We start from the raw sequence: 26,486 nt of genomic DNA on the forward strand, positions 1-26,486 counted from the left end.
TTTTTACATAGCATGATATAATTCCTCTCGTTATTTCTGTTCAGAGAGGAACTTATGATGAGAGAAACGAATAGCATTCGAGCAAAGCTGACACTATTTTTAACCATTTTGATTCCGATTTTAATCACCCAAGCAGGTCTTTCACTTATTACATTTTTAGATACGGTGATGTCTGGAAAAGTAAGTGCAGAAGACCTTGCGGGGGTTGCGATCGGTTCTAGTATTTGGACACCTGTTTATACAGGACTTGCCGGTATTTTAATGGCCGTTACTCCGATTGTGGCTCAGCTGATGGGGGCTGGGCATAAAGAAGATGTTCCCCGGGCTGTCTTTCAGGCGATCTATTTGTCCTTTCTTTTAAGTATCGCTGTGATTGTCATTGGTACGATCAGCGTCCCTTATATACTCGGAGGACTTGGACTCGAGCAATCTGTAGAGGATATTGCTCAGCATTTTCTCAGCTTTCTTGCGTTTGGCATCATCCCGCTGTTTGGTTATTCGGTGCTAAGGTCATTTATTGATGCATTAGGGAAAACACGTGTGACGATGTTCATCACGCTCACAGCACTTCCTATTAACTTTGTTTTAAATTACGTATTGATTTTTGGGAATTTTGGCTTTCCAAAGCTTGGTGGTGCGGGTGCCGGCCTTGCATCTGCAATGACGTATTGGGCGATTTTCATCATGAGTATTTGTATTGTCATTAAAGCAGAGCCATTCGCCTCATTTCGTTTGTTTCAAAAACTGCCTCGAATGAATATCTCCCGTATAGGCCAAATACTGAAAATTGGCCTTCCTATCGGGTTTGCGATCTTTTTTGAAACGAGTATCTTTGCAGCAGTGACGCTTTTAATGGGTCACTTTGATACCATTACAATCGCCAGTCACCAAGCGGCAATGAACTTTGCTTCTATTCTTTATATTTTACCGCTTAGTATCTCAATGGCGTTAACGATCGTTGTTGGGTTTGAAGCGGGGGCTAAGAGATATAAAGACGCGCAAAGCTATAGCTATATCGGCATTGGTACGGCGGTATTATTCTCATTATGTACGGCCGCACTTATTTTGTTATTCAGACCAGAGATCGCTGGTTTATATACAGCTGAATCAGCTGTTTTACAAATGACACAGCACTTTTTGATTTACGCGATCTTCTTCCAGCTGTCAGATGCGATTGCTGCACCCATTCAAGGGGCTCTGCGCGGCTATAAAGACGTGAATTATACGCTGATTGCTGCTTTTGTCTCTTACTGGGTCATCGGTCTTCCTGCCGGTTATCTCATTGGCACATATACCTCCTTTGGTGCGTTTGGTTATTGGATTGGGCTGATTGCCGGGCTTGCCGCAGGTGCCATCGTCCTCTTTATCCGTCTCAGATTGATTCAAAAACGTCAACTTCGATATGTATCGAACCACTAAATACAACAAAAAAGCAGCTGATCTATGTCAGCTGCTTTTGCGTTTAATCATTCCATTGATACGTCCAGAAAATTTCTTCATCAAACCATTTTTGGACGACAGGTTCTTTGTTTTTCAGTTTTTGTTCAAGTTCTCTCAGCATGCCTTCTGTTTGCGTTCTATGCGCTCTCAGTGCATTTAATTTGATATCTGCAACATCTGTAATATCAATAACAATATCCGCATTTCCAAGCACTTCTTCTCTATTTTTCGTAATGGCCATGCAGTATGTGACAGGGCGGTCTTCTTTTTTCTTGCGGTATAGAGCGCGAATCACAGCTTCGCCTGTCGCATCATGATCAGGGTGTACACCGTGTCCTGGATAAAACGTCACAATGAGTGTCGGTTTGACTTCATCAATGATGGATTCCATCACATCTGCCAAATACTCGTCGTCTTCAAATTCCAATGTTTTATCACGCAAGCCAAGCATACGTAAGTCTGTGATATCCATTTCTTTGCAGGCATTGATTAATTCATGTTTTCTTAATTCCGGAAGTGTTTCACGGTTAGCATATGTTGGGCTTCCCATATTTCTGCCCATTTCCCCAAGTGTCCCGCATGCATATGTGACGGGAATTCCGCGTTTTCTGCTTTGTGCAATGAGACCTGCAACCCCAAAGGATTCATCATCGGGGTGAGGCAGCATCACTAGTACATGTTCGTTCATGACTCGTCACCCTTTCTTCTACACCTGAAATGGTGTTTCACTAATTTGTAATGAGATCGCTAGTTTCCCGTCTGGCAAGTGCCCAGCTAAAAGCAGGCGGCCTTGGTCATCAAACACATAATCGGTTAATCCTTCTGCGTAAATCCAGCCATCTTCTGTTTTCATTCCAACACGGTATGGACCTTGTCCTTTTATTTTCGCCTGTGAATAGACGACTTTCGCGTTGCGGATATATGCCACAACCGTCATATTTTGTTCGTTTACATGAGCTGAATAAGAACCAGTTGTCGTTTCAAGATGAACGAAGACTGGACGATTTAAAAACGATTCAAGATGTGCTGTGACATCTTCCGTTTGAATTGGTTTCATGAGTGGTTCCTTCCTTCATTTTGAATTAATTCTCGCAGCTTTTTTGTATGTAAGCTGATCAGCTGCAGCTGATGATCATGCTTAAGCTCACTTTCTAAAATTCTCTCCACAGCAAGCACATACTTTTGGTGTAATGATTTCCTCGCCCTCGGATGAGTTCGTGCATCAAGTAAATCATCACATATGGCCTCGTGTAAAGAAGACATATCATCAACATCAAGCTGACGATTTTTCCATAAAGATTGATAGGCGGCTGCAAGCTCATGAGCTGACGACATATGATCACCTCTACAGTTTTGGTAACAACTTATTATGACATGATCCGCCTGCAAAAAAAAGCAAACTGCTCGTTTGACTTAATGAGAATTCGCTGTTTTTTTCATGCGTAATTGAGAGGTGGTAAACAGTAAAATCGCCACCCAAATACAAAGAAACGTCACAATTTTAGCTGCGGATAAGTGTTCGTGATAGACAAACAGCCCTAAAAACAGCGTAATTGTCGGTGCAATGTATTGCAAAATGCCCACTTGATAAAGAGGAATTCTTTTTGCGCCTTCTGAGAATAAAAGAAGCGGCACGGCTGTAAAAACACCTGCAAAAAATAGAAGTCCGAGCGATCCGAAGCTGTTAGGATTCATAGTCACAACAGGTTCTTTTAAGAAAAATAATAAGTACACTAGTGCAGCCGGTGCGAGAAGCAGCGTTTCAATCGTCAAACCAATCGCGCTCGTGAAGCTCATCCTTTTTTTAATCAGACCATAAAAACCGAAGCTAAAGGCTAATAAGAAAGCAACGACAGGAAATGACCCGTATTGAACTGTTGAAAGGATCACCCCAAATGCGGCAATGAGGATGGCAATGGTTTGTAATTTATTAAGTCGTTCTTTTAAGAAAATAATCCCTAATAGAACGGATACAAGCGGATTAATATAGTACCCTAAACTTGCTTCTAGCATAAGACCATGATTGACTGCCCAAATATATACATACCAGTTGACCGAAATTAAAATAGCAGATAAAAGTAATGAAAAAAATGCTTTACCATCCAGTATGAGACCCTTTACTGTCTGCATCGCTGGGCGGACTTGTTTTAAATACAAAAGAATACCGCACATAAACACAAATGACCATACAATTCTGTGCGCTAAAATTTCGCCTGACGAAATATGTTCCATCAGCTTCCAATATAACGGGAATAAACCCCAGAGTGTAAAAGATGCTGCCGTGTAGAGAACACCTTTTGAATGCTGTTCGTTCAATGTAACCATCCCTTTCTAAATCTAACGTATATTATAGCACGCACGCTGGCGAATGGGCATATACTAATTCAGGGCATTTAGAAAGGATGATTCGCATGTTCGACTGGAACCGATTATTCCCTTTTCAAAAGCAGTTCTCAAAAGAAGCCTTAAAGAATTCAGATCCTAAAGACGTTGAGCAGTATGTCAATCAAGTCATGGAAAGTGTATTCGGCTCCAATTATCCTGCTCAGTTCCCATTTCAGGACCCCCTATCTCAAAATCAAAAAACAAGAGAAACTGACGTTCAAAAAGAAAAAGAGCCAGAAGTCGAAGTGTTCGAGACGACTGATCATGTGTTTGTCAAAATTGAACTTGCTCGTCCGAACACAGAAAAAGTCAAAATCAAACATACAGCCAATCTGCTGTTTATTGATCATTTTCCTGAAGAAGGGGCGCAGAAAAAAGTCGTCCTCCCTGCTGCTGTGAAGCGAAAAGGAACGAAGGCGTCGTATCAAGACGGTATATTGGAAATTATGTTTTTAAAGCATGATGATCCAGGAATTTCTGAAATTGATATTCCATTATAAAAAGCCTGCTTTGGAATGGAAGCAGGCTTACTCTTTTTTCTTAATAATATGGTGGATATCCGCCGCCATAAGGTGGTGGAGCAGGCGGTGGTGGCGGGGGGTAATATGGACGGGGATAATTAAAAATCGCACTTCCTAGAAATCCGCCAAGCAGTCCGCCGACCAAAGGAGCGCCAAAACCAAAAAACAAAGGGACTCTGGATTCATATGGCGGAATGCCAGGGGCGCCGCCTCGAAAATACGGAGTATGAGGGTACATGCATTTCTCCTCCTTTGTCATGTGCCTAACATCAGCATATTCATCAAGAGTCAAAATGTTTGGGCAAACCTGAAACTAGGCTTGCTCCTTTTTGCCGTGAGAGTCTGTATACTCCCCTGCCCACCGAGATACCTCATGAAACACATCATGTAACGCATTCCCTTTTTCAGTTAAGCTGTAAATGACTTTGACAGGCGTCTCAGGCAGGACAGTCCGCTCTATAATTCCTTCTTGCTCGAGCTCTTTTAAACGCTCTGCAAGCATTTTTTGACTGATAGATGGAATCGTGTCTGTGAGGTCTTTAAAACGCTTTGGACCATCAAGCAATACATGTATAATAAGCCCATTCCACCTTTTGCCTAGGAGTAAAAAAGCTTGCTGAATGTGTGGACATAATTGGAATTCCATAAATTTCAGCCTTTCTTTTCATGATTGTTTGACAAACTAACGGTGTACAATTTAAAATATCTCTAGTTACAATAAGTAAGTTTCTCACTTTTTAGTTATTGTACCATACTATTTGCAAAAACGGGAGGAAATATCCATATGGCGACCGATCAAAAAACGATTGACATCTTAAAACAAAGAGCTTCAGTAAAAGAGTATGATACTACTCATGAAATGACAAAAGAAGAGTTAACAGAGCTTCTTGAAATCACAACAAAAGCACCATCTGCTTGGAACCTTCAACATTGGCACTTCACTGTTTTCCATAGTGCTGAAGCAAAAGCGAAGTTACTTCCAATCGCGTACAACCAAAAGCAAATATCACAAGCATCAGCTGTTATTGCAGTTTTAGGTGACCTTGAAGCTAACCAAAATGGCGAAAAAATCTACAGTGAGCTGGCTGAACAAGGCTTTATTACTGAAGACATTAAAGAAACATTGATGACTCAAATCAATGGCGCATATCAAAGCGAGCAATATGCACGAGAAGCAGCCTATTCAAATGCTTCATTAGCTGCTATGCAATTAATGATTGCGGCAAAAGCAATGGGCTATGATACGTGTGCAATGGGTGGCTTCAGTAAAGAAGCATACATCAAAGAATTCAATGTAAGCGGCCGCTACGACCCGGTGATGCTGATTTCTGTTGGTAAAGCAGCAAAAGAAGCTCATAAAAGCAATCGTTTCGACATCGAAGAAGTATCTGATTTCCTTTAAAAATTGGCAAGGTCTCAGCTTTTATGCTGAGGCTTTTTTATTTGCTTTAAATATTATTTTTACATACTTTCTTTCCCCTTCTCCCTCTTTACATCTTCACTTTTTCTCCTTTTTAAGAATGAAAGCGTTATATTAGTATGATATTCACCAAAATGATTGTTTTTTCTGAAAATGGTCTTGTGATCTAATCTGACAACTGCTATTATTATGAAATTACAAAATATTCAGGAGGAAATCATGAACAAAAAATTGATGCTGGCACTACTTATCGCGATTCCATTCATTGGACAGCTCGCATTACTGCCATTTGCGAATCGCATTCATCCATTTGTCATCGGCCTGCCCTTTTTCCACTTCTGGCTCTTACTATGGATTGTACTCACACCAATTTGCACATTTATCATTTATAAGATGCAACATTCAAATGGAGGAACTGACTAATGCAAGGAAATTTAACAGCTTTATTGATTACTGCAAGTATTATTTTCATCGTCGTGGTCATCGGTTTTGCCGCTGGTCGTGACAAATCATCAAGACAGTCAGTAGAAGAATGGTCTGTCGGCGGGAGAAAATTTGGCGGACTGCTTGTCTGGTTTCTCGTTGGCGCAGACTTATATACAGCTTATACCTTTTTAGGGCTTACAAGTACAGCTTATACAGCTGGAAGCGTCGCTTTTTTCGCTATTCCCTATTCAGTCCTAGCTTATTTTATTGCTTATTTCTTTTTACCGAAACTATGGACGGTAGCGAAAAGTCACAACCTTACAACACTTGCCGATTATGCACGTGAGCGGTTTGACAGCAAGCTGTTATCTAGTTTGATTGCGATTGTTGGGGTACTTATGCTGATTCCTTATATTTGTCTTCAGCTGAGCGGGATTCAAGATACGTTAACTGTCGCTGGAACTAATTATATTAATGTCAATGCAGTTGTTATCATTTCATTTATTTTAGTCGCACTTTATACATTTTTCAGTGGTATTAAAGGTCCTACATATACAGCCATTATTAAGGATATTCTCGTTTGGGTGATCATGCTGTTCATGGTGGTTTCACTGCCAATTATTCATTTTAACGGCTGGACACCGATGATGAACACGTTAGCCAAAGAAGCGCCTCAGCTTCTCACGATCCCTGAAGGCGGTCCTAAAGGCATTTTATGGTTCATTACTGCTTCAGGCGTTTCTGCCCTTGCTTTGTTTATGTGGGCACACGCGGCAACTGGGGTTTTTACAGCCAAAAGCGCAGATGCCATCCGTAAAAACAGCATGTTTTTGCCTCTTTATAATATTGTATTGATTTTGGTCATCTTCCTTGGATTTATTGCCTTTTTAGTCTTACCAGAAGATACAAATCCAAGATTTGCTCTTCTTCATTTAATTCAAACATCATATGGCGGCGTGATGCAGGGGCTCGCTTATTCAACGATTGCACTGGCTTCCCTCATTCCATGCTCCATCATGGCTATTGGCGCATCGAATTTATTTGCCAATAATTTATACCGTGACTTAATTCATCCGAATGTGTCACCTAAAAGATTGACCATCATTACACGTTCGATGGTATTTATCGTCATCGGGCTCGCTCTTTTATTCGGGATGCTGTTCCCAACTGCACTTGTCACACTTCAGCTCATTGGTGTTTCAGGAATGGTCCAAATCTTCCCAGCCATTGCCATCAGCTTGTTCTGGAAAAAACAATCGAGAGAAGCAACGATTGCTGGGTTAGTCATTGGAATCATCGTCACCTTTACAGCGAATATCTCACAAGTCACGTTCGGCCTTTATGAAGGTTTTCTTGGTTTACTAGCAAACGTCGTAGTCATCTTGATTTTAAATCCATTCTTCCAAAAGAAGGTCACGTCCAATTCTGTCATGAATGAACTATTTGAAAAGGATAATGAAAAAACAGAAGCGATCACAAGATAAGAAAAAGCAGTCCCCTGATGAGGACTGCTTTCATCTTGTAGACAAAGTCTACAAGATTTTTTGTATAACACAATTCCAATGTACATGCTGGAGTTTTATTTTTTTACGGCATGAATGTAATGAATGGTCTCAAAAGCTGATAGGTAATCTTCTCTATTGTTAAAATACAGTTTATTAATTTTTTCAGGTGATAAATGTTCATAAATGAGTAAATCTGATTTCTCTAACACCTTTTCGATTTCAAAGTACGAAAAACATGATTTCATCGGTTCTCCGCCTATTGAAGCCATTTTCACCATATTTTCAACTCTATTAGAGGTTCCTTTTTCTTCGAATAGTTTTTCATCTGCATAATCAAAAACGATTGAACTTCCTGATGGAACCTTGGTGAATAAATAATTTATTAAGCTTGAAACTTCCTCTTTCGTTAAATAGTAAGAAACCCCTAGAAGACTAAAGAACGTCTTTTTGTTATCAAATCCTTGACCTATTAGGTTTTGATAGGACAAATTTTTGGTGAAGTCCATAGAAACAAAATGAAGATTACTTGGGATTTTTAAGTTAGCCTCGTCCAATCTTTGCTTTTTAAATTCCTGTGTAGTAGGATGATCAATTTCAAATATTTCTAAGCTGTTTTCCAATTCTGAATGTCGGAAGCTAAAAGTATCTAATCCAGCGCCAAGTATGACATATTGTCTTAATCCTAACGCTACCTCATGAAGCATTACTTTTTCGCAATACGCAGCACGTGATAAGGTTATTGGAGACAGCTGGACTTGTGTAATCCATTTTAATATTTCTTCTGTATTTCCCTCGAATTTTTGTGCGATATCTTTGTTGAAGAAATGTATGCCTTGAACCATATTTTCTTTGATGTCATTGAATTCTTTTTCAGAAATTAATTCTTTAGCTATATAATCATTAAAGATTTTAGGAGTATCAAATTGACTATGATAGGATCTAGCAAAAGCCGATATTAACGAAGTGACACTGGGCTCATCTTTCTTCATACAAACACACTCCTTTATTTTAGAACAAAAAAATAGGATTCTCCTGGCCAGGAGAATCCTATTATATATTCTAAAAATAAGAAAGTAAATTATAGCATAATCACATTTTTTGTCAAGTTTAAAACAGTCTTTTTCCATACAAATAGTAACACCTAACAGCGTTACATGGATCAAAAATGAAAGTATGCTTACTTTCATTGCCATGAATTTTAAAAGGAAGCAAACTAGACATGGAAAGACCCGTGTTCAGCATAAAACTCTATATGTTTTTATCAAAAAACCCCACTTCACTTAAAATAAAGGTTGGGTTTTTCTACAATCTTAAAGCAGTCCCCTGATGAGGACTGCTTTTTCTTTATTTCATTTCTTTTTTCAAGACTTCAATGGCTTTTTTCATTTGTGTATCGTTGTTCTTTAACTTATCTTGGATCTTTGTCATCAGAACGGTCGTTGTATCTCCTGTCAGAATACCGTCTGCCTTTAAATCGTTGTCTGTTTGGAAGCTTTTGACGATAGACTGGAATGCTTGATCGTATTCACCGTTTGCTTTTGCTTTGTAGCCGAGCGCTTGGAACATTTTTTGAGCCGCTTTGACTTCATCTCCATTGTCATTTAGCTCATACGTTTTTTTCGGGCTTAAGTACGGCAGCTTTGCATAACTTGGAAGAGCTGCTTTGACCTGTGGTTCAATTCCTTTTTTGTGAATCCAAGAACCGTCTGGAGTCAGCCATTTTGCAATGGTTAACTTGACACTAGAACCGTCATTATAGTTTTGCGCATTTTGGACAGTTCCTTTGCCGAACGTCTTTTCACCCACAATTTGAATGCCTGAAGATTGGTGCAGAGCCGCCGCCATGATTTCAGCAGCGCTGGCTGAGCCGCCATTTACAAGAACAACTGCCGGCTGATGGACTTTGCGTTCTTTTTCAGCCTTGTACACTTGTTTCTTCCCTTTTTCTTCAACCTGCATAATGACTTTCCCTTTATCGATAAAGTCATTGCTCATTTCAATGGCTTCTGTCATAATGCCGCCTGGATTATCTCTTAGGTCAATGACAAAACCTTTTGCCCCTTTTTTCTCAAGGTCATCAATCGCTTTATCCAGCTCTTTCGATGTAGTTTCAGCAAAGGACGTAATTTGGATTTCTCCTATTTTGTCTTTTGTGAGTTTTGCATACACTGTTTCAAGCGGAATCGTGTCTCTTGTGATGGTCACATCTACATTGCCCACTCCTTGACGGTTGAGATGCAACTGGACATCCGTTCCTTTTTTTCCTCTGATGAGAGAGACTGCTTTATTGACCGACATTCCTTTGGTGCTTTTTCCATCCACTTTTAAAATATGATCATGAGGTTTCAAACCAGCTTTTTCAGCAGGAGAGCCTTTAATCGGCGCGACAATTAAAATTTGTCCATCCTTCTCTTCTACTTGTGCACCAATTCCTTCAAATGATGAAGAAATGGTGTTGTTAAATCCTTCGGCTTCCTCCTGATCCATATATGTAGAGTATGGATCATCAAGTGATGCAATCATTCCTTGGATCGCACCATCTACTAGTTTTTGATCATCCGTTTTTTCGTAATACTCATCCTTTACCTTCGTATACGCAGCCATGAGTTTACTAAACTTCTCGTCTCCAGAGACGCTGACAGCACCTTGTTTTGTGATCACAAATGTAATCGCAGAGGACAGTGCAGCAGTCACCAGAATGGCTACCACGAACTTCATTTGTTTTTTCAAAAAAACACCACCTTTATCTCCTTTCATTATTATCAAGGACGATGCTTCATCCGTCAACCAAAGGATCAACTTCTACTTGAAAAGATAAGCCATTTGCTCCTTTATTGCATAATCTTTAGAGAGGAACAGGATAAGGAAAGAAGGGATGATATGAGTGATTATGTAGAAATGCTTGCCTATTTTGGCGTATCAGGTGCCCATCCTGGCGGAATTGAGTTAACAAAAACGATGATTGAGCATATAAAACTGCCGCCTCATGCACGTATACTGGATGCCGGATGCGGTACAGGACAGACGGCCGCCTACTTAGGAAATATAGGTTATCAGGTGGAGGCCATTGATACGCATCCATTGATGATTGAAAAGGCGAACCTGCGATTCAAGCGGGAAGAACTGCCAACCCGCGCCTTAGAGGCATCCATTGAGCAGCTGCCCTTTCCAGATCAAGCGTTCTCTCTACTCATCAGTGAATCTGTTTTAAGCTTTACCAAGCTGCCTGTTGCACTTGCTGAGATCAAACGGGTCCTTGCTCCTGGCAGTCAATTGATTGCAAATGAAGCTGTGTTAAAAGCCCCTCTTACACGTGAAGAGATGGCCGTTGTTCGAGATTTTTACGGCTTTCACTCGCTCTTGTCGCTTGAAGAATGGAAGGAGCAGTTAACAGCAGCAGGCTTCCGTGACATTCAGATTCTCTCATTCGATGAACATATGGTGCAGGAGGAACCAACAGAAATGGAATTATCTGAACACATACCGCCTTCTCTTTACGAGACGCTGCAAACACACTACGATCTCATTCAAGCACACCGCAAGCAGCTAAGTCACATTCTATTTGAATGCACTGTATAAAATGAGCGAATCCCCTATATGTTTTGTCCAAACTCTATGAGGTCTCTCGCATAGGATAAGAGTGAAAAGAGTTTGTCATAAGGAGGAAAAACATGGAGCGCTACTACAAGCTTTGTCAGCAGCACATGGGGAAAGTCGCTAGAATCACTGATCGTAATGGCAGAGTACATGTCGGACGCATTGAGCGTGTGACAAACCGCAAAGTTTATATTCGTCCAGTCGGCGGGTCTCGCGGGGGCTTTGGCTTTGGCTATTGGGGCGGATATTATGGCTGGGGTGCAGCGTATGGCATCGGACTCGGGTTCATTACCGGCTTCGCACTAGCAGGATTGTTCTTTTTTTAAAAGAAGAATAAGAGAAGGCCTCCCGAATAACTGGGAGGCCTTTTACTTGTTTAGATTTTCTTTACTTTGTTCATGTATTCTTCAAATGTTAAATCGTGATCATGCATCGCTTTAGCAGCTTCTTTTCCCACATAGCGCAAATGCCACGGCTCATATTCATATTTCGTAATGTCTTCTTTTCCTTTTGGATAACGGATGATAAAGCCATATTTATAGGCGTTTTTAGCCACCCATTTGCCATCTGGTGTTTCACCAAATTTTTCAGAGATCTCAAAGCCGGCACTTTTTGAGGAAATGTCCATGGCAAGACCTGTTTGATGTTCACTTTCGCCTGGTAAAGCGACTGCTTCTTGTGCTTTTTCTTTGCCTTTTAATTTGACCTCACTATCAAAAATGACTTTTTGACGGTCATAGGAGCGATAGCCAGATACTGCAGCAAGCTCGAAGTTTTCCTTTTTTGCACCTTTGAATAACTTCTCAAGCGCTTGCGCTGCTTCTTTGCGGATATACCGCTTTTCAATATCTTCCGAAAAAGAGAATTCTACTTTTGGCACAACGAGATCAGAAGGTTTATAGGTTCCTGGTAATGCATATTCTTTGTTAACAAGTGCTAGCACATTTTCAGGATTTTGAATGGTTTTCAGACCGCTCACAACCTTGATGTCATTGAAATATTCACTCTTTAACGTCAGCTCTTGATTCGATGAATCTGCCGTATCGTTTGAGTTGTGCTGGGGAGATGAACTTGCTGCGTTTTTTTGTTCGTTTGTTTTGTTTGATTCAGATGTACCGCTTTTTTGATCCAGCAACTGGCAGCCTGATAATGCGGCTGTCAAACCAAGAATCGATGCGATTGAGAGTATTTTGTAGCTTTTCTTCATGACATACCTTCCTTTTGCTCTTCTAAAAAAATAAAGATGCGCTACGTAGTAGCACACCCTTTATACTATTATAAAACGGAGTCTAGCGCAATTAAGATCATTTCATCAAACGTTGTTTGACGCTCTTCAGCCGTTGTTTCTTCTCCTGTTAGAACATGATCACTCACTGTCAAAATGGATAACGCTTTTCGATCAAATTTTGCTGCAAGAGAATAAAGAGCGGTTGTCTCCATTTCGATCGCTAGGATACCATATTGAGCCATGAGCTCAAGTGGTTTTTCATTGTAAAATTGGTCTGCTGTAAATACATTTCCGACACGTACAGCGACATTTTTTGCTTCCGCTGTGTCATATGCTTTCTTAAGCAGGCCAAAATCGGCGCATGGCGCATAATCAATCGGCCCAAATGCCACACGGTTCATTTGTGAATCTGTTGATGATGTCTGCGCTAAAATGACGTCACGTACATTGACATCCCTTTTGATAGCTCCGCAAGATCCAACGCGGATTAAGTTTTGAACATCATAGCTTTGAATGAGTTCATTCACATAAATCGAAATAGATGGTACGCCCATCCCAGTGCCCTGTACAGAAACACGTTTTCCTTTATAGGTTCCAGTATAGCCATACATTCCGCGCACTTCGTTATAGCACTCAACATCTTCTAAATATGTATCTGCAATATATTTCGCACGAAGCGGATCGCCTGGTAGCAATACCGTTTCTGCAATTTGTCCTTTTTCTGCTCCAATATGTACACTCATTTTTTAGCCTCCACTTACGTTTACTATGTATTTTATCCTATTTATTATAAACGATAGAGCTTAAAAAAGAAAATACCAGCTGGATCTCAAGCTGGCATCATTCATCATCTATTTAGCCTATCGTCATTAGTCGTTCACTGCGTTTCCATCCTGCCGGAGAGAGCTGATAATAGCACTTCCCCTTTTTCCTATCATCAATCACAACAATATCGCCAGTTGTGATAAACCGCGCATTGTAATCATTAGGGACTGTATCATGTACATTAAATGTCGAGAATGCTTTTTCCAGTACATCAAGGTGTGTTCTGCCGCCAATCTTTGTCCGGTACACAGGCTGATGCCCACTTGCAGCGCCATATTCAGGTGTTTGATAAATGGTTAAGTGAAATGCTGAAGGTTTCTTTTGAAAAAATCTCAACGTCAATTGCATTCAAATCCCTCCCCTTTTATATAAAATTGGCTGGGATCTGTCAATTTCCTTCTTCTATTTTTGTCGAATGACAGGCAATCTTTCGTCAATCTTTTTACAAATGAGAAATAAAGCGAGTCCTATCGCAAAGCCTCCAGCGACATCTGTCAAATAATGCACGCCAATATACATCCGGCTGATGCCGATGACTAGGACGCCCAGTCCTGTGATCAAATAGACGATTTTCTGTCGTTCTTTCAGCCATGGAATCATCTCAACTAATAGATAAGCCATAAAAGGATAGATGGTGGCTGCATTCATCGAATGTCCACTCGGAAAGCTGTAATACGTTTCACCTACAAGGTGATCAAAGGCCGGACGCTCTCTAGCAAACAGCCCCTTTAATTCATGATTGATTGTTTTTTCTGTGAGATATAATAGAAAAAGCATCATGATAGAGTAGTAGCGCTTATACATAAACAATACCACACTAAAAATGAGCATGATTGGAACGAGCAGCGCGCTGATGCCAAGGTCCGTCAAAGCCAGCATGACATCATTTAAAAAAGGGAGTCTGATGCTTTCAAACCATAAGATGATCTGGTTGTCCAAATCTTGAAAAGCCCCAGATACCATGAGCGCAGCAATGGCGCCAAATAAAATGAAAAGAAATAGGATGTACACGCGAAGGATTCCCCTCCCTCTCTCTTCAGAATCTCTTCAAAGTATAGTGCCTACCACGCCTCTTCTTCAACTATCATTGCTTTTTTCAGCATATATTCAAATGTAATGTCAGCCAGCTCAAATGTTTCAAGCTCAGCAGGTATGTACCCTCTTTTGATCAGCTCCATGTAGAAGAACTCCGCAATTTCCTCTGTATCAATCACCAAATCTGCTTCTTTCATTGCATTCCGCCTCCTTTTTTATGATGTATGAACGCCGGCTGTTTTTTATTACAGTTTGTCATAATGGCTCATTCCATACATATAAATGCAGTAAACAAAAAGAAAAGGGGCTTGAAAGAATGAAATGGTTAAGCATATTAGATGGAGAAACATTTGATCAGGTGATGGGCCGTATCTTGAGGGGATGGTTTTATGTGATTGCATTTTTCTGTGTGCCTTATTTTTTATTCGTTTTAGGACAAGTCTTTCTTTAACCAAAATGTTCGTGTAAACTTTCCAAAATAAAATCCATCATATCCTTATATTCTGGATCTTTGAAAAATTCGTAGAGAATTTTATAATCGTTATAAATATCAAGAAGCTCATCCACTATAGATACAGCGAGAAATTCAAGTGAAGCTTCGCTTTCTTGTTTCTCTTCTAGCTGCAATAGAGCCGTTTGAACCATATCTTCTTCTAACTCTTTTGAGGTTTCTCCGACGTAATGCACAAAAAGAAGCTGATGAACAAACTGATCCATCTCATATTTCCTTAGGACAAGCGTTAAATCCTCCTCTTCTGTTTCCAGCCACTCTCCGTCTTTCAGCCTCGTAAGTTCGTAAATGACATCTTCCCAGCCATCTTCAAGGTAGCGCCAAATTTCGGTCCGATGACCGATGATTTTAAATAGCTCTTTTCCGTAATCTTTTACATATACAACATCGCCAATGAGGAACTCATATTCAATGTCCAGCTTTTCTGTATCGACAATCACCCCGCTATACTCATCGTAAAGCTGAAGTGATGTTTCAAAATAAAGCACCTCATTATGATTGACCTCATATAAATAGTGCTGGTCAATTTGATGGACTTTTGTAATCGTTCCGACTGTGCCGTACATGACAACGACGACAATATCCCCTACTTGATATTTTGGTGCTTTCGCCTTCATTCTGTCTCCCCCTTGCCCGACTTTTGGTCTTAACGTATCGTATGCCGGCGCAAGGAATTCTGCATGGGCAACCACACCATGCAAAACGCCATTTTATTTCTTATAAAAAAACCGCTTCTCCCATATGGAACAAGCGGTTGTGTGTTATTTTTTTTTGACTTCTACTTCGTATTGCTCAAACGCTTCGTCAAATGTTGTCATTGAGCTTAAATAATCACCATTTAATTCTAAATAAGCACACAGCTCATGATAATCAGTGGAAGCTTTAGGAAAGCTGTGATCCTCATACGCAGCATTTGCAAAATGGCTGATTTCATCTTTCGGTTTTGGATGTCTAAACTTCATTAAATAATGGTAAAACGACTTCACCTGTTTTCCCTCCGCGACACTCTATTTTGTTGTTATATTATACAGCAATTTGATGACTTGTATAGGCGGAGGTACAACTTATGAAGAAAAGTCAAAGTAATTTCGCTTTAATAACCGCTCCATGCTCATTAATTCTTCATAGGAGATTTTTTCTGGAAGTTTTGTCTGGTCCACTAAAATTAATTGATCTTCAATCTCTTTGACCGTCTCATCCTTTTGATAGGTCATACCGCAGTGCGTGCAGGAGATGGACGGCGTTTCGATGATTTCAATTGATTGTGTGCCCGTGATCAGTTCCCAATAGACTGTTGTCTGCTTAGCATTTGCTTTGTTTTCCTCACACCAATCACATGTCAGCAAGGCTATTTCTCCTCCTTCACGGTTTGTTCTTTTTTGAGCTGCGCTTGATATTTCTTCTCTTTTAATTCATCCCGTTTTTCACGTTTGTTTTTGAGTGTGTCATGCTCAGGATTTGTCTCATATGCTTCTCTACGTTTCATTCGATTTAAATTCTCAGGCGTAAACGATCTTGCTTCATCCTCAAATAGTGCGGTAATACCAATTGCTGGTTCTTGTTTTTCTTCATAAATTTCATTGAAATACGCATCTGCCTGGCCTGCGACGTAATGCTCTGGTTCTGGATAAGAGGTGATGACACCTTCAAAGTTACGAAGGACGACTTTATCAGGGCTTTGCGATAATAAATAATTTGGCTGTAAGGCAATTTTCCCTCCGCCTCCTGGCGCATCTACCACAAAGCTTGGCACTGCATAACCACTTGTATGTCCTCTTAAGCCTTCAATGATTTCAAGCCCTTTTGATACCGGCGTTCTAAAGTGGCCAATGCCCTCAGATAAATCACATTGATAAATATAATATGGTCTGACCCGAATCTTCACAAGGTCGTGCATCAGCTTCTTCATAATCGGCACACTGTCGTTAATACCTGCAAGGATGACGGCCTGATTCCCTACAGGGACACCGGCATTCACAAGACGTTCGCACGCTTCCTTTGCTTCTTTTGTAATTTCAATACTTGTGTTGAAGTGAGTATTCAGCCAAACTGGGTGATATTTTTTCAATATCTCGCACAGCTCATCTGTTATACGCTGCGGAAAGACAACCGGCGCGCGGGTTCCAATCCGAATGATCTCAACGTGCGGAATGTCTCGCAAGTTTTTCAAAATGTATTCAAGCACTTGATCATTGATTAACAGTCCATCTCCGCCAGAAATTAACACGTCCCGCACCTCAGGTGTTTCTCTAATATATCCAATGGCAGCATCTAATTGCTTTTTCGGCACACCCATACCAATCTGACCGGAAAAACGTCTTCTCGTACAATAGCGGCAGTACATCGAGCACTGATTTGTCACAAGAAACAACACGCGATCTGGGTACCGGTGTGTGAGCCCCGGGACAGGTGAGTCCTCATCTTCATGCAGCGGGTCTTCCAGATCATATTTTGTTTTATGAAGCTCTTCTGCAATTGGCACAGATTGCATACGTATTGGACATCTTGGATCGTCTGGATTCATCAGTGAGGCATAGTAGGGTGTAATGTTGAGTGGAATGGTTTTGGTGGAAATCTTCACCCCTTCTCGTTCCTCTTCTGTTAAGTTTACGATTTTTTCTAAATCCTCAAGCGTTTTCACGGTATGCGTCAGCTGCCAAATCCAGTCGTTCCACTTTTCCTCAGGTACATCCTTCCAAAGCTCAATGTCCTTCCAGTGACGCGCCGGTTCATACAATTTCTGATTCATATCCATTCCCCCTATCAGCATTCACTTTATACTATGCAAGTTATGTGCCAACATGGGAAAATGCCCCTATTCTTTACAAAAGGAGCTTTACCCGTCATATTCAATTGGATGCTGTGCCTAGATTTCGGCATCTGCATATTTCTTCAGTTTATATTGCAGCGTTTGTCGAGGGATTTTTAAGGCGGCGGCGGTTTTTTTAATATTCCCATTATGCTGATGTAAAGCTTCTTGAATCAATGTTTGTTCAAATGAAGACACTTGATTTTTTAAGGAGGATTCAGATGTTTCCCTTTCCAGTTTTTGCTCACGTAAATGAGCCGGAAGGTATAGAGGGGTGATCTCTTCCGCTTCCTTTGGCATCATCAACACGGCATGCTCTATCGTATGTTTTAATTCTCTAACATTCCCAGGCCAGTGGTGCGCCATAAACAATCGTTCCGTTTCTTCAGAAAGGCGTGTGACTTTTTTTGAAAACTGCTGATGATAGGTTTGAATGAAGTGGCGGGATAGCAGCGTGATATCTTGCTTTCTCTCACGAAGCGGCGGAATATGAAAAGATGACACATGCAGTCTATAAAATAAATCTTCTCTTAAAATTTGCTTTTTCACTGCTTCGAATGGGTCCATATTGAGCGCAGTAATGAGCCGAACATCCACTTGAATGGACTTTGCATCACCGATGCGGCGGACAACGCCATCCTCTAACACACGTAATAATTTCGTCTGAAGCGTGAGCGGCATCGCTTGCAGCTCATCAAGAAAAAGCGTGCCCCCATCAGCCAATTCGAAAAGTCCCTTGCGATCAATTGCACCCGTATAGCTCCCTTTGACAGATCCAAACAATAGACTTTCAAGTAATGTTTCTGGGAGCGCTGCGCAGTTTTGCGGAATAAACACTTGGTTTTTTCGGTCAGATTCATGGACAATGGCTTGAACAAGCACTTCTTTTCCTGTCCCAGTTTCTCCGTAGACAACAACTGATGACGGATAAGCAGCTGCTTTTTTTGCCCTTTCAAGCATTTCTTTTAAAAGCGGATCATTTGTTAAAAATGAAGCAAAATCATGCATTTGTTCTACCCCAGCCACGTCATATGTTCGCTTTTTTTGATCTAAACGATTGGAAAGGGCTGACAGCTTGGATACATCTTTTGCGACTTCGACCGCACCTATTAACTCGTTATCTTCAATAATAGGCAATGTCGTGTTCACTGTTTCAATTTTTTCTCCGTTTTTATTCAAATAGGTTTGCAGCGAATGATAAATGGGCTTTCCTGTTCTCAACACATGCATAAGCGTACTTGTTTTTTCAGTTAAAGAGGGATACACATCAAGGATGTACTTGCCAATCACCTCTTCTTTTTGTAAACAGTCAAACTTAGCGGCATTATGATTGTAAAAAATCGTCATCCCTTGATCATCTACAACGTGAATGGCTTCATCGATGGCTTCTAAAATTAATTCAAACCAATCTGCTCTTTCGACAACTTTCCCCATTCTTTCCCCCTCACTTTCAGTGCCAAAAAACCGGCATCAATTGCCGAGTTTTCAGCGGCTTGATCATTTCTAAATGGTTCCCTGTCTTTTTCATGTTTCGCTTTTTCCTTTCTACTTCCTGCAAAAATTTTAAAAAGCACCCCTCTTATGAGGAGTGCTTTCGCCCGGATGTCTGATAAAGAGACATATCGAATTCTTGCAGCGATTCCCTATACAGCGGAACAATCGACTTTCCTTCCTGAAATAACGTAAATTGGGACGGGTACAGCTTAATCGGCTGATGATAAAAAGCAAACCGCTTCACTACCTCAGGATCAATACGGCAAAAGGCATGATGCACAAGTAAATAAACATCTTGTTTCCATTTAAACAGCCGCCTGTTTGGCGGACTGAATACAGGAGAAACTTTGATGATATCGCCATCCTCAAATGCCTGAAGCTGGTCATTTGAAATCGTATAGATCTCCTTTGGGTGAAACTGAAAATATTGCACGTCACGTTTTGAAGCAAACCTTCTTTTTTTCTGTTTTTCAATATAAAAGAACGTTTTCCCCTGATCTGCGGTGACGACTGTATAATTGGGTACTGCCAGCTTCTCTTTTATTTCATATTTCATCTCACATAATAGCGGAACACGGATCGCACGCCTGTTCTTTTCATTGATCCAGCGCTTTTCAATTGCATGAAGTTTCCCGTCTGCGATTTGATAATAATCCCCTTCTTTTTCAATGATCGTTCCGTCAATTAAATCATACGGCATACTCGAAAACTGATGATGAAAGGAATGGGGCGTTTTATACGTTGTATCCAGTACAGCTTTTAATGGAAAAAACGAAGCGAAATGATTCAGCCTCATCCAAAAAACAGAATCTGCATGATGCCAGTGCTTTGGCTCATCATCCCAATATTGTCCGTATTTTTCATGAATCAGTGGAAGCAAGCGGCTTCTGTGCATGACCGAACAATGGTCCACTTGAAAGGACGCATGCTCTAGGATTTGATTTGCTTCTCGAACAAAACTCATCGTTTCCACTAAATGCTGATTCACATGCACAACCCGCTGCGAGGAATACACAATATCTATATGAGGCTTCGACCGAAAAACATCCACCATTTTAAGCAAACGATCTTTATGGTACACGGTATCATCGGTTAAATAACAAATGAGCTCACCTGTTATACGGGTTAATGCTTCATTAATAAGCGTCGCATATCGTGCGGTTAACAGCCGTTTTGCCGGATGAACTGTGTGCGAATATAGCTGAATGCGTCCATCACTCAAATAGGGCTGGATCTTTTGAATGGTGCCCTGTTCTGAGCCATCATCCATAATCAAAAGCTCCCAATGCGGATACGTTTGTTCTACCATACTCTTTAACACACGATCAATGAAATCTGGTTTATTGTAGCTTGTTAAAATCACCGATACTTTCATGATCATTATCCTTTTTGATTAGTTTAAAATGCCCCCCAGCTGACAATGTTCACAAAAGGAACACTCACTCTTAGCTGATTTGTCGCGTTTTTAAAGACCGCGACCGTATCAAACAATTGCACGACAACCACGTTTTGAAGTACATCTCCATTGACCAAATGAACACGCGGCACTGGAATGCCAAGCTCAAGCCATGGACGAAGTAATTCTTTGATGTCTGACACATTCTCTTCCTCACTTTCTTCTAAAAGGCGAAGAAGAAGTAAAATCAAGATGACTTCAAGCACTCCTTCCGACTCTAGTAATTCTTCGTTCCAACCATCTAATAATTGTTCAAATTCCATTCATAATCCCTCTCTCTTCACATTTAATCTTTACTAGAGTATGAGCGCCACTTCATTTAGCCTCAGCATTTGAAAACATTTTTAAAAATGTGTGAAGTGATTAATTGAAAAAAAGAATCAGGAATCAGCGTTCTGCTTATGCCAAAAAAAATGAACGGCATATACATAGGGGTGAGTTTGAATTGATGAAGAAAGGATGGGGAAAAAATGAGCGAAAAGCGTGCTGAATTAAAAAAAGAACTATTGAAAGTGTTTTTCAAACCAATTACTCATGCATTAACAGCTAATCTCGAAGAAGGAGGAGTTCAAGTGGAAGAGAAATTGAACGATTTATTAAGTGAAGTGGCAGCTGAGGCATCACCTTCAGATTCTGCTACAACACTCGATGTATCTCAGCCAGCAAGATGGATCTTTGCAAGACTCGCACCAGGAACAGTCATTAGTATTGTCACTGACTCAGGAGATTTAATTGGGCCAGTTCAATTTGTATCATTCGATGCTTCAACAGGTGTTGTATTTGTTACACAAGAAAGCTCTGTCACACCTACCGGCTCAGCAACGACTCTTTTAGATGTAGATAAAGTTGAAAGTGTTACATTCACATCTTAATGTGAGAGGGTCATCATGAAGCTTCTTTATATCAGTTCTGGCTACGGCGGAATCTATCACATGTTTGATCAATGGGTAGAAGAAAGCTTCATTGATTCCCCCTTTTCATGTGTAAAGATTGATAGAGAATCTCTACCCACTAACATGCACAAAATCCGGACATTTTCTCCGGATTTTGTTTTGATGATGATCGGTGATCATGTTCCGAAAGATGTACTTCATCAATTCAAACAAGAAAAAATCCCGATCGTTCTGTGGATGACAGAAGATCCCTTTTATGCAGATGTATCAGCTGCTTGCGCACGTGATGCTCAGCTTATCTTAACGATTGATGAAGGGATTTTGCCATTTTACAAACAATTAGGCGCCGAAAATACACACTACTTTCCCATTCCGACAAATACACGTGTTTTTCAGAAAAATGAATCGCCAGATGAGATGTGCACGTTTGACATTGCACTCATTGGCTACCCTTATCCCAACCGCATTAAGGCCATCGATACACTCTTAAAGCAAAACAAATGGCGTATTCTCGTTGCAGGTAAGGAATGGCACCGTCACTTAAATAAATCACGCAGACATTATCGTGATTTCACCCTTATAACGAATTGGCTGAGTCCTCAGCAAATGGCGGACATCTATCAGCAGACAGCGATTGTCCTGAATCCGCATAGGCCGTCTCAATTTGTATATAACAAAAATAAAGCCATGATTCAAAATATGAGCCTCAATAACAGAGCATTTGACATTGCTGCAACTGGAAGTTTTCAATTGACGGATCTACATCCGCCGCCTACTTTTTCAAGCTTTGCTTTTTACAAAGATGAGGACGATTTGATCAAACAGGTGGATTACTATGGGTCAAATGCAGGTGAAAGAAAGGCGGCCGCACTGAACAACTACGAGCAAGCCGTTCGCTGGAATACATTTGATACGATGCCGCAAAGGCTTTATGAAATCGTAAAAAGCGCCCTATAACTGGGCGCTTTTTCTTGTTGAAGGTCAGCTTATGCATGATCTTCTGCATCTCGGCGAGCCAATAAGACGTGCTCTGCCTTTTTCCGGTCCGCCTCCTGTTTCACCACAAGCGACCGCGTGTGATCCATCATATATGCTCCGACAGATCCTTCTAAAAAGGAATGAATGCATTCTTTGACATAATGAGCATGAAAAGCATATACCGCACCATTTAGCCGGCCATACGTATATGGCTGCTCATGTTTTGGCATGAAAAAGTAATGATTGTCCTTATATAAAGTAGCTTCATTGTTTTCATGCAGTGTCCAAGTTTCATTTGGGTTTTCTAACGCCTCTGTAAAAGATGCGGTGCAGTCATATCCCCCCTCCACTAAAAGCTGCAAGCACTTCTCGATATCTGCCGGCTGTCTTAGAGGAGACGATGGCTGCAGAAATAGCACAATATCAAAGGTTTTCCCCTCCCGCTCTAAATAAGCAAGCGCATGCTTCACAGCTAACAGCGACGGCGTTTGTTCTGTTACATGTGTACTTGGCAGTTCAATCACATTTGCTCCGTAGTGAGATGAAATGATTTGCGTATTGACATCCTCTGAGGAGACGATGACTTCATCTAACTCAATCATTTGCAAAAGCGGCTGAATGGTCCAATAGATAAGCGGCCGCTCTGCCAATATGCGTATATGTTCATCATGCTGGCCGTCGGTACTTCTAAATGCAGGTATCATGGCTAAAATACGATTTCCCCTATACATGTCTTCTCTTCTCCCCTCGCGCACAGCTCCCTTACAATTTTCTTCTCTGACCGAGCTGATCGCAGTACTGAAGTATTCAGGTCTCTCGTTTTTCTAGTTAATCTCTTATCTCTCCATATTCTATTAAGACGGCAAGCATATGGTTATAATTTGTTCACCTAATTTATACACGAAGTGGTTCTTTTCCTCAAACGAATGCCGCTCTTTCACATATGATGCAAAGTAGAGAAATGAGAGTTGGGGGATTAGATATGTCCAATCAGATAGAAACGACTTTGAAGACCTTTTTTCGTGACAAGACGATATTAGTTACAGGCGGTACAGGATCCATCGGCCGGCAAATCGTGAATAAATTAACAAGCTGCTCTCCAAAAAAGGTAATCGTCTTCAGTAAAGATGACAGCAAACAATACATGATGAAAAATGAGTACGCAGATCATCCAGAGGTCGTATTCGCTTTAGGAGATGTCCGGGATGCAAGCCGCGTGAGACAGCTCGTCAAAGGTGTAGATATCATTTTTCATGCAGCGGCCTTAAAACAAGTACCCACTTGTGAAGATAATCCGTTCGAAGCCGTTCAAACGAATATCATCGGCGGGCAGCACGTCATTGAAGCCGCCCTCGAACATGAAGTGAGTCATGTTGTCAACATTTCAACTGACAAAGCAGTTTCTCCGACTAATGCCATGGGTGCAACAAAATTGATTTCAGAAAAATTATTTTTCCAAGCAAACGAAAGTATTCCGAATCAAAAAACCAAGTTTTGCTCTGTACGCTTTGGCAATGTGCTTGGATCTAGAGGTTCCGTCATTCCGATCATGCTCCAGCAGCTATTAAATGAAAAAACTTTAACCGTGACTGATCCTCATATGACACGTTTTTTTATGTCCATTGAAGAAGCTGTTTCCCTCACACTTCAAGCAGCAATCATGATGAAAGGCGGCGAAACTTTCATTCTCAAGATGGAGTCCTTACAGCTTGCCGATCTCTTAAAAGCATTTCATGAATATGCCGCCCAAATCAATGCTAAATCTCCAGATGTACTTGTAGTCGGAAAAAGACCTGGCGAAAAGCTTCACGAGGAGCTCACATTCCCGCACGAAGCAGATGCACTCTTTGAACATGAACAATTTTATGCCATTTTACCGAGACCACATTTGTACCCTGCCTTTCAAAAAGTCGACTTAACGAATTACACATCAAAAGAAGCACCGCTCATTACAAAAGAAAAGCTGTTCCACATCATCGAACAATTACATCATACACACCATAAAAAATAAAAAATCGTCACACGGAAGCAAATGCTTTCCATGTGACGATTTTTAAATGGATCAATCAAATAGATGTTTCAAATCCCCGTAGCCTTCTTTTTCAAGATCATCCTTTGGGATAAACTTCAAAGCGGCTGAGTTAATACAATACCGAAGACCGTTTGGCCCTGGTCCATCAGGAAAAACATGGCCAAGATGAGAATCAGCTGTTTTGCTGCGAACCTCTGTCCGCACCATTCCATGACTCGTATCAACCTTCTCTGCTACTTCTTCCTCTTCAAGCGGTTTTGTAAAACTTGGCCAGCCGCAGTGGGCATCAAACTTATCTAAAGAAGAAAACAGCGGCTTTCCTGAAATGATATCCACATAAATACCTTCTTCTTTATGATCCCAAAATTCATTTTGAAATGGCGGCTCTGTGCCATTATTTTGCGTGACTTCATACTGCATGCGGTTTAATTCTTTTATACGCTTTTCTTTTTCATTTGCCATTATTTATCACTCCAATGGGACTCAATAAAACCGGCTCTGCCCGAACCGACATGATATCGTTCGTAGTGCATTTTGTTTTTCTTATAATAGTGCTGATGATATTCCTCTGCTGGATAAAAAGGACCTGCATCTAAAATTTCTGTCACGATTGGCTTTTTGAAAATCCCACTTTGGCTCAGCTGCTCTTTCGATGCTTCTGCTAGCTTTCGCTGCTCGTCATGATGAACATAAATACCAGTACGGTAAGATTCTCCTCTATCACCAAATTGCCCGCCATCGTCTGTTGGGTCTATTTGCTGCCAATAAAGTTCTAGCAGCTTCTCATACGGGAACACGTCAGGATCAAACGTAATTTGAACCGCTTCTCTATGTCCCGTTGTATTTGTACATACTTCCTCATAGGTCGGATTCACTGTATGTCCGCCAGTATACCCTGATTCAACTTTGATAATGCCCGGCTGTTCATCAAAAGGTTTAACCATACACCAGAAGCAGCCTCCTGCAAATGTGGCTAATTCTTGTTTTTCAGACATATTAGTGCCCCCTTCATTTAAAAAATGGTATCATCATATTATAACATGATAAAAAATAATGAAAATGATACGACTTGTATACCTAAAATAAAAGAAAGCATTCTGTCGTATCTTTAAAATATAATGGGGGTTTAATGATTGGAACAAAGAAAACAAATGATGTACGAAATGGACACTTTACTGAGAACCGTATTTAAGCAGATCCGTTATGAAATTAACAGCCTGCTCGAAAACGAATTATCTCGGAATGAATTTCTTATTTTAAATCTGCTCCGTGAGCAAGGTGCAAAAAAAGTAACGGAATTCGCTTCCATTCTTGGAGTGTCAGCAAGTCATATAACCGCTGTGACTGACACACTCGTAGAAAAAGGCTGGATCACCCGTATCCGTTCAAAAGAGGACCGCCGCATTATCAAAATCCACTTAACCGATAAGGGTAAGGAAATTACTGAGCATTTTGAGAAAAAGAAAACAGAATACTTTATGGAGCGATTTGAGTCATTTGATGACGAAGAACTCAAAACGATGATCAAATTATTCAAAAAGCTGGATAAAAGTCAAAAGGATTAAGCATAGATTTTAGCGCTTAGGACATGCTACGGATAAAAAGAGGTGGAATGAACCATGACAAGTCCTTATCTTTGTCCAAACTGTAAAACAAACAGAACGCGCTTTAATCTCATTGAGCAGCTTTCAGAACCTGTCAAGCTAGATCCAGCGACAGGAGCAGTTGTTGAAAGATACGAAGGAGAGCAGCTGTCTCCTTTTCACTTGAGCTATCAAGGTCCTCAAATGAAAGTCCAGTGCGGCGTTTGCGGTTTAATTGAGGATGAAAAAACGTTCATTAAACTAGCTGAATATCATCAATATTCTTCTCCTTCTTAAATGCCGGCCTGACGGAATACGTCAGGCTTTTTTCTTTGCTTCTTTTGCCTA

At 40.7% G+C, this 26,486-nt stretch carries 37 protein-coding genes; 13 read left to right on the forward strand and 24 right to left on the reverse strand.

The features are described 5' to 3' along the window. Positions 1-57: 57 nt before the first annotated feature. Positions 58-1,419, forward strand: a complete 1,362-nt coding sequence (locus MHI46_RS09740; protein WP_260776094.1) for an MATE family efflux transporter — start codon at positions 58-60, stop codon at positions 1,417-1,419. A 43-nt stretch (positions 1,420-1,462) separates the two neighbouring features. Here the strand turns inward: MHI46_RS09740 and bshB2 are convergent, their stop codons facing one another. The 4 genes from bshB2 to rarD all read right to left on the reverse strand — a co-directional run bounded on the left by bshB2 (position 1,463) and on the right by rarD (position 3,765). Next, positions 1,463-2,128, reverse strand: a complete 666-nt coding sequence (bshB2, locus tag MHI46_RS09745; RefSeq protein WP_260773851.1) for a bacillithiol biosynthesis deacetylase BshB2 — start codon at positions 2,126-2,128, stop codon at positions 1,463-1,465. A gap of 18 nt (positions 2,129-2,146) precedes the next feature. After that, positions 2,147-2,497: a YojF family protein gene (locus MHI46_RS09750; RefSeq protein ID WP_008359999.1), complete on the reverse strand. Its 351-nt coding sequence runs from the start codon at positions 2,495-2,497 to the stop codon at positions 2,147-2,149. Next, positions 2,494-2,775, reverse strand: a complete 282-nt coding sequence (locus tag MHI46_RS09755) for a hypothetical protein (RefSeq protein WP_024428326.1) — start codon at positions 2,773-2,775, stop codon at positions 2,494-2,496. The genes MHI46_RS09750 and MHI46_RS09755 overlap by 4 nt, the downstream gene beginning before the upstream one ends. Positions 2,776-2,853: 78 nt before the next feature. Beyond that, positions 2,854-3,765: an EamA family transporter RarD gene (gene rarD / locus MHI46_RS09760; protein WP_039179314.1), complete on the reverse strand. Its 912-nt coding sequence runs from the start codon at positions 3,763-3,765 to the stop codon at positions 2,854-2,856. 86 nt (positions 3,766-3,851) lie between these two features. Between rarD and MHI46_RS09765 the strand changes: the two genes are divergently transcribed. Beyond that, a complete protein-coding gene (locus MHI46_RS09765) occupies positions 3,852-4,325 on the forward strand; it encodes a spore gernimation protein GerT (protein ID WP_039179316.1) in 474 nt (157 codons plus the stop codon). A gap of 40 nt (positions 4,326-4,365) precedes the next feature. Here MHI46_RS09765 and MHI46_RS09770 read toward each other — a convergent pair whose 3' ends face one another. Together MHI46_RS09770 and MHI46_RS09775 are read right to left on the reverse strand one after the other, a co-directional pair. After that, positions 4,366-4,584, reverse strand: a complete 219-nt coding sequence (locus MHI46_RS09770) for a hypothetical protein (RefSeq protein ID WP_024422697.1) — start codon at positions 4,582-4,584, stop codon at positions 4,366-4,368. Between the two features lie 75 nt (positions 4,585-4,659). After that, complete coding sequence (locus tag MHI46_RS09775; protein WP_024428324.1) at positions 4,660-4,992, reverse strand: winged helix-turn-helix transcriptional regulator; 333 nt, start codon at positions 4,990-4,992, stop codon at positions 4,660-4,662. A 138-nt stretch (positions 4,993-5,130) separates the two neighbouring features. Between MHI46_RS09775 and MHI46_RS09780 the strand changes: the two genes are divergently transcribed. The 3 genes from MHI46_RS09780 to MHI46_RS09790 all read left to right on the forward strand — a co-directional run bounded on the left by MHI46_RS09780 (position 5,131) and on the right by MHI46_RS09790 (position 7,676). Further along, positions 5,131-5,748, forward strand: coding sequence for a nitroreductase family protein (locus MHI46_RS09780; RefSeq protein ID WP_058838910.1), 618 nt, complete (start codon positions 5,131-5,133; stop codon positions 5,746-5,748). Positions 5,749-5,985: 237 nt separating this feature from the next. Then, positions 5,986-6,189 (forward strand): DUF3311 domain-containing protein, encoded by a 204-nt coding sequence (locus tag MHI46_RS09785; RefSeq protein WP_024422700.1) that lies wholly within the window; start codon positions 5,986-5,988, stop codon positions 6,187-6,189. Further along, complete coding sequence (locus tag MHI46_RS09790; protein ID WP_059375541.1) at positions 6,189-7,676, forward strand: sodium:solute symporter; 1,488 nt, start codon at positions 6,189-6,191, stop codon at positions 7,674-7,676. Before MHI46_RS09785 ends, MHI46_RS09790 begins: the two co-directional genes overlap by 1 nt. A gap of 95 nt (positions 7,677-7,771) precedes the next feature. On the opposite strand, the gene MHI46_RS09795 is transcribed toward MHI46_RS09790, so the two are convergent. Further along, on the reverse strand, positions 7,772-8,686 hold the full coding sequence (locus tag MHI46_RS09795; RefSeq protein WP_059375543.1) for a class I SAM-dependent methyltransferase: 915 nt from the start codon (positions 8,684-8,686) through the stop codon (positions 7,772-7,774). Positions 8,687-9,041: 355 nt separating this feature from the next. Beyond that, positions 9,042-10,427, reverse strand: a complete 1,386-nt coding sequence (locus MHI46_RS09800) for a S41 family peptidase (protein ID WP_260773860.1) — start codon at positions 10,425-10,427, stop codon at positions 9,042-9,044. 150 nt (positions 10,428-10,577) lie between these two features. Here MHI46_RS09800 and MHI46_RS09805 point away from each other — a divergent pair, with 150 nt between their 5' ends. Then, positions 10,578-11,276, forward strand: coding sequence for a class I SAM-dependent methyltransferase (locus MHI46_RS09805; protein WP_039179329.1), 699 nt, complete (start codon positions 10,578-10,580; stop codon positions 11,274-11,276). Between the two features lie 92 nt (positions 11,277-11,368). Beyond that, a complete protein-coding gene (locus tag MHI46_RS09810) occupies positions 11,369-11,620 on the forward strand; it encodes a hypothetical protein (protein WP_024422704.1) in 252 nt (83 codons plus the stop codon). A 50-nt stretch (positions 11,621-11,670) separates the two neighbouring features. Here the strand turns inward: MHI46_RS09810 and MHI46_RS09815 are convergent, their stop codons facing one another. The 5 genes from MHI46_RS09815 to MHI46_RS09835 all read right to left on the reverse strand — a co-directional run bounded on the left by MHI46_RS09815 (position 11,671) and on the right by MHI46_RS09835 (position 14,579). Beyond that, the gene (locus tag MHI46_RS09815; protein ID WP_260773864.1) at positions 11,671-12,501 is read right to left on the reverse strand and encodes a M15 family metallopeptidase; all 831 of its coding nucleotides are present in this window, start codon (positions 12,499-12,501) and stop codon (positions 11,671-11,673) included. 68 nt (positions 12,502-12,569) lie between these two features. After that, a complete protein-coding gene (gene deoD, locus MHI46_RS09820) occupies positions 12,570-13,265 on the reverse strand; it encodes a purine-nucleoside phosphorylase (RefSeq protein WP_012010274.1) in 696 nt (231 codons plus the stop codon). 112 nt (positions 13,266-13,377) lie between these two features. Continuing rightward, positions 13,378-13,695, reverse strand: coding sequence for a hypothetical protein (locus tag MHI46_RS09825; protein WP_039179333.1), 318 nt, complete (start codon positions 13,693-13,695; stop codon positions 13,378-13,380). A gap of 54 nt (positions 13,696-13,749) precedes the next feature. Next, positions 13,750-14,358: a phosphatase PAP2 family protein gene (locus tag MHI46_RS09830; RefSeq protein WP_058838907.1), complete on the reverse strand. Its 609-nt coding sequence runs from the start codon at positions 14,356-14,358 to the stop codon at positions 13,750-13,752. A gap of 50 nt (positions 14,359-14,408) precedes the next feature. Further along, a complete protein-coding gene (locus tag MHI46_RS09835) occupies positions 14,409-14,579 on the reverse strand; it encodes a YozD family protein (RefSeq protein WP_064497481.1) in 171 nt (56 codons plus the stop codon). 119 nt (positions 14,580-14,698) lie between these two features. On the opposite strand from MHI46_RS09835, the gene MHI46_RS09840 reads away from it, so the two are divergent. Then, positions 14,699-14,833, forward strand: a complete 135-nt coding sequence (locus MHI46_RS09840; protein ID WP_255290989.1) for a hypothetical protein — start codon at positions 14,699-14,701, stop codon at positions 14,831-14,833. Here MHI46_RS09840 and MHI46_RS09845 read toward each other — a convergent pair. The 8 genes from MHI46_RS09845 to cgeC all read right to left on the reverse strand — a co-directional run bounded on the left by MHI46_RS09845 (position 14,830) and on the right by cgeC (position 20,915). Continuing rightward, positions 14,830-15,510: a hypothetical protein gene (locus tag MHI46_RS09845; RefSeq protein WP_039179337.1), complete on the reverse strand. Its 681-nt coding sequence runs from the start codon at positions 15,508-15,510 to the stop codon at positions 14,830-14,832. The two genes, MHI46_RS09840 and MHI46_RS09845, sit on opposite strands and share 4 nt — an antisense overlap. 144 nt (positions 15,511-15,654) lie before the next feature. Continuing rightward, positions 15,655-15,879, reverse strand: coding sequence for a YozE family protein (locus MHI46_RS09850; protein ID WP_024422709.1), 225 nt, complete (start codon positions 15,877-15,879; stop codon positions 15,655-15,657). A 78-nt stretch (positions 15,880-15,957) separates the two neighbouring features. After that, positions 15,958-16,239: a YokU family protein gene (locus MHI46_RS09855; RefSeq protein WP_041085745.1), complete on the reverse strand. Its 282-nt coding sequence runs from the start codon at positions 16,237-16,239 to the stop codon at positions 15,958-15,960. Positions 16,240-16,241: 2 nt separating this feature from the next. After that, positions 16,242-17,642 carry a lysine 2,3-aminomutase gene (gene ablA / locus MHI46_RS09860; protein ID WP_047203279.1) on the reverse strand — a complete coding sequence of 467 codons (1,401 nt, stop codon included), beginning with the start codon at positions 17,640-17,642 and terminating at the stop codon, positions 16,242-16,244. Between the two features lie 117 nt (positions 17,643-17,759). Beyond that, entirely contained in the window at positions 17,760-19,136 is a 1,377-nt protein-coding gene (locus MHI46_RS09865) for a sigma 54-interacting transcriptional regulator (protein WP_144464558.1), read from the reverse strand. Further along, the gene (locus MHI46_RS09870) at positions 19,097-19,276 is read right to left on the reverse strand and encodes a hypothetical protein (protein WP_039179346.1); all 180 of its coding nucleotides are present in this window, start codon (positions 19,274-19,276) and stop codon (positions 19,097-19,099) included. Before MHI46_RS09870 ends, MHI46_RS09865 begins: the two co-directional genes overlap by 40 nt. A 5-nt stretch (positions 19,277-19,281) precedes the next feature. Next, positions 19,282-20,577 (reverse strand): glycosyltransferase family 2 protein, encoded by a 1,296-nt coding sequence (locus MHI46_RS09875; RefSeq protein ID WP_144464556.1) that lies wholly within the window; start codon positions 20,575-20,577, stop codon positions 19,282-19,284. 17 nt (positions 20,578-20,594) lie between these two features. Then, entirely contained in the window at positions 20,595-20,915 is a 321-nt protein-coding gene (gene cgeC / locus MHI46_RS09880) for a spore maturation protein CgeC (RefSeq protein ID WP_041085753.1), read from the reverse strand. A gap of 207 nt (positions 20,916-21,122) precedes the next feature. Here cgeC and MHI46_RS09885 point away from each other — a divergent pair, with 207 nt between their 5' ends. After that, positions 21,123-21,524, forward strand: a complete 402-nt coding sequence (locus MHI46_RS09885) for a hypothetical protein (protein WP_039179354.1) — start codon at positions 21,123-21,125, stop codon at positions 21,522-21,524. A 15-nt stretch (positions 21,525-21,539) separates the two neighbouring features. Then, entirely contained in the window at positions 21,540-22,502 is a 963-nt protein-coding gene (locus MHI46_RS09890) for a DUF3880 domain-containing protein (protein WP_058838904.1), read from the forward strand. Between the two features lie 29 nt (positions 22,503-22,531). On the opposite strand, the gene MHI46_RS09895 is transcribed toward MHI46_RS09890, so the two are convergent. Further along, the gene (locus MHI46_RS09895) at positions 22,532-23,254 is read right to left on the reverse strand and encodes an acylneuraminate cytidylyltransferase (RefSeq protein ID WP_064497486.1); all 723 of its coding nucleotides are present in this window, start codon (positions 23,252-23,254) and stop codon (positions 22,532-22,534) included. A 251-nt stretch (positions 23,255-23,505) separates the two neighbouring features. On the opposite strand from MHI46_RS09895, the gene MHI46_RS09900 reads away from it, so the two are divergent. Further along, complete coding sequence (locus MHI46_RS09900; protein ID WP_260773879.1) at positions 23,506-24,534, forward strand: SDR family NAD(P)-dependent oxidoreductase; 1,029 nt, start codon at positions 23,506-23,508, stop codon at positions 24,532-24,534. A gap of 51 nt (positions 24,535-24,585) precedes the next feature. Here the strand turns inward: MHI46_RS09900 and msrB are convergent, their stop codons facing one another. Together msrB and msrA are read right to left on the reverse strand one after the other, a co-directional pair. After that, positions 24,586-25,017: a peptide-methionine (R)-S-oxide reductase MsrB gene (gene msrB, locus MHI46_RS09905; RefSeq protein WP_024422719.1), complete on the reverse strand. Its 432-nt coding sequence runs from the start codon at positions 25,015-25,017 to the stop codon at positions 24,586-24,588. Beyond that, on the reverse strand, positions 25,017-25,550 hold the full coding sequence (gene msrA, locus MHI46_RS09910; RefSeq protein WP_024422720.1) for a peptide-methionine (S)-S-oxide reductase MsrA: 534 nt from the start codon (positions 25,548-25,550) through the stop codon (positions 25,017-25,019). Before msrA ends, msrB begins: the two co-directional genes overlap by 1 nt. A 138-nt stretch (positions 25,551-25,688) precedes the next feature. On the opposite strand from msrA, the gene MHI46_RS09915 reads away from it, so the two are divergent. Both MHI46_RS09915 and MHI46_RS09920 read left to right on the forward strand, forming a co-directional pair. Continuing rightward, entirely contained in the window at positions 25,689-26,120 is a 432-nt protein-coding gene (locus tag MHI46_RS09915) for a MarR family transcriptional regulator (protein ID WP_007500780.1), read from the forward strand. A gap of 54 nt (positions 26,121-26,174) precedes the next feature. Then, positions 26,175-26,435, forward strand: coding sequence for a hypothetical protein (locus tag MHI46_RS09920; protein ID WP_024422721.1), 261 nt, complete (start codon positions 26,175-26,177; stop codon positions 26,433-26,435). The last annotated feature ends 51 nt before the right edge of the window (positions 26,436-26,486 follow it).

The sequence above is a fragment of the Bacillus sp. FSL K6-1000 genome (assembly GCF_038630785.1).
GTDB lineage: Bacteria > Bacillota > Bacilli > Bacillales > Bacillaceae > Bacillus > Bacillus safensis.

Coding starts and splice junctions, on each gene's coding strand:
- MHI46_RS09740 (WP_260776094.1), top strand. CDS start 58: ATGAGAGAAACGAATAGCATTCGAGCAAAGCTGACACTATTTTTAACC.
- bshB2 (WP_260773851.1), bottom strand. CDS start 2,128: ATGAACGAACATGTACTAGTGATGCTGCCTCACCCCGATGATGAATCC.
- MHI46_RS09750 (WP_008359999.1), bottom strand. CDS start 2,497: ATGAAACCAATTCAAACGGAAGATGTCACAGCACATCTTGAATCGTTT.
- MHI46_RS09755 (WP_024428326.1), bottom strand. CDS start 2,775: ATGTCGTCAGCTCATGAGCTTGCAGCCGCCTATCAATCTTTATGGAAA.
- rarD (WP_039179314.1), bottom strand. CDS start 3,765: ATGGTTACATTGAACGAACAGCATTCAAAAGGTGTTCTCTACACGGCA.
- MHI46_RS09765 (WP_039179316.1), top strand. CDS start 3,852: ATGTTCGACTGGAACCGATTATTCCCTTTTCAAAAGCAGTTCTCAAAA.
- MHI46_RS09770 (WP_024422697.1), bottom strand. CDS start 4,584: ATGTACCCTCATACTCCGTATTTTCGAGGCGGCGCCCCTGGCATTCCG.
- MHI46_RS09775 (WP_024428324.1), bottom strand. CDS start 4,992: ATGGAATTCCAATTATGTCCACACATTCAGCAAGCTTTTTTACTCCTA.
- MHI46_RS09780 (WP_058838910.1), top strand. CDS start 5,131: ATGGCGACCGATCAAAAAACGATTGACATCTTAAAACAAAGAGCTTCA.
- MHI46_RS09785 (WP_024422700.1), top strand. CDS start 5,986: ATGAACAAAAAATTGATGCTGGCACTACTTATCGCGATTCCATTCATT.
- MHI46_RS09790 (WP_059375541.1), top strand. CDS start 6,189: ATGCAAGGAAATTTAACAGCTTTATTGATTACTGCAAGTATTATTTTC.
- MHI46_RS09795 (WP_059375543.1), bottom strand. CDS start 8,686: ATGAAGAAAGATGAGCCCAGTGTCACTTCGTTAATATCGGCTTTTGCT.
- MHI46_RS09805 (WP_039179329.1), top strand. CDS start 10,578: ATGAGTGATTATGTAGAAATGCTTGCCTATTTTGGCGTATCAGGTGCC.
- MHI46_RS09810 (WP_024422704.1), top strand. CDS start 11,369: ATGGAGCGCTACTACAAGCTTTGTCAGCAGCACATGGGGAAAGTCGCT.
- MHI46_RS09815 (WP_260773864.1), bottom strand. CDS start 12,501: ATGAAGAAAAGCTACAAAATACTCTCAATCGCATCGATTCTTGGTTTG.
- deoD (WP_012010274.1), bottom strand. CDS start 13,265: ATGAGTGTACATATTGGAGCAGAAAAAGGACAAATTGCAGAAACGGTA.
- MHI46_RS09825 (WP_039179333.1), bottom strand. CDS start 13,695: ATGCAATTGACGTTGAGATTTTTTCAAAAGAAACCTTCAGCATTTCAC.
- MHI46_RS09835 (WP_064497481.1), bottom strand. CDS start 14,579: ATGAAAGAAGCAGATTTGGTGATTGATACAGAGGAAATTGCGGAGTTC.
- MHI46_RS09840 (WP_255290989.1), top strand. CDS start 14,699: ATGAAATGGTTAAGCATATTAGATGGAGAAACATTTGATCAGGTGATG.
- MHI46_RS09845 (WP_039179337.1), bottom strand. CDS start 15,510: ATGAAGGCGAAAGCACCAAAATATCAAGTAGGGGATATTGTCGTCGTT.
- ablA (WP_047203279.1), bottom strand. CDS start 17,642: ATGAATCAGAAATTGTATGAACCGGCGCGTCACTGGAAGGACATTGAG.
- MHI46_RS09865 (WP_144464558.1), bottom strand. CDS start 19,136: ATGGGGAAAGTTGTCGAAAGAGCAGATTGGTTTGAATTAATTTTAGAA.
- MHI46_RS09875 (WP_144464556.1), bottom strand. CDS start 20,577: ATGATCATGAAAGTATCGGTGATTTTAACAAGCTACAATAAACCAGAT.
- cgeC (WP_041085753.1), bottom strand. CDS start 20,915: ATGGAATTTGAACAATTATTAGATGGTTGGAACGAAGAATTACTAGAG.
- MHI46_RS09885 (WP_039179354.1), top strand. CDS start 21,123: ATGAGCGAAAAGCGTGCTGAATTAAAAAAAGAACTATTGAAAGTGTTT.
- MHI46_RS09890 (WP_058838904.1), top strand. CDS start 21,540: ATGAAGCTTCTTTATATCAGTTCTGGCTACGGCGGAATCTATCACATG.
- MHI46_RS09895 (WP_064497486.1), bottom strand. CDS start 23,254: ATGTATAGGGGAAATCGTATTTTAGCCATGATACCTGCATTTAGAAGT.
- MHI46_RS09900 (WP_260773879.1), top strand. CDS start 23,506: ATGTCCAATCAGATAGAAACGACTTTGAAGACCTTTTTTCGTGACAAG.
- msrB (WP_024422719.1), bottom strand. CDS start 25,017: ATGGCAAATGAAAAAGAAAAGCGTATAAAAGAATTAAACCGCATGCAG.
- msrA (WP_024422720.1), bottom strand. CDS start 25,550: ATGTCTGAAAAACAAGAATTAGCCACATTTGCAGGAGGCTGCTTCTGG.
- MHI46_RS09920 (WP_024422721.1), top strand. CDS start 26,175: ATGACAAGTCCTTATCTTTGTCCAAACTGTAAAACAAACAGAACGCGC.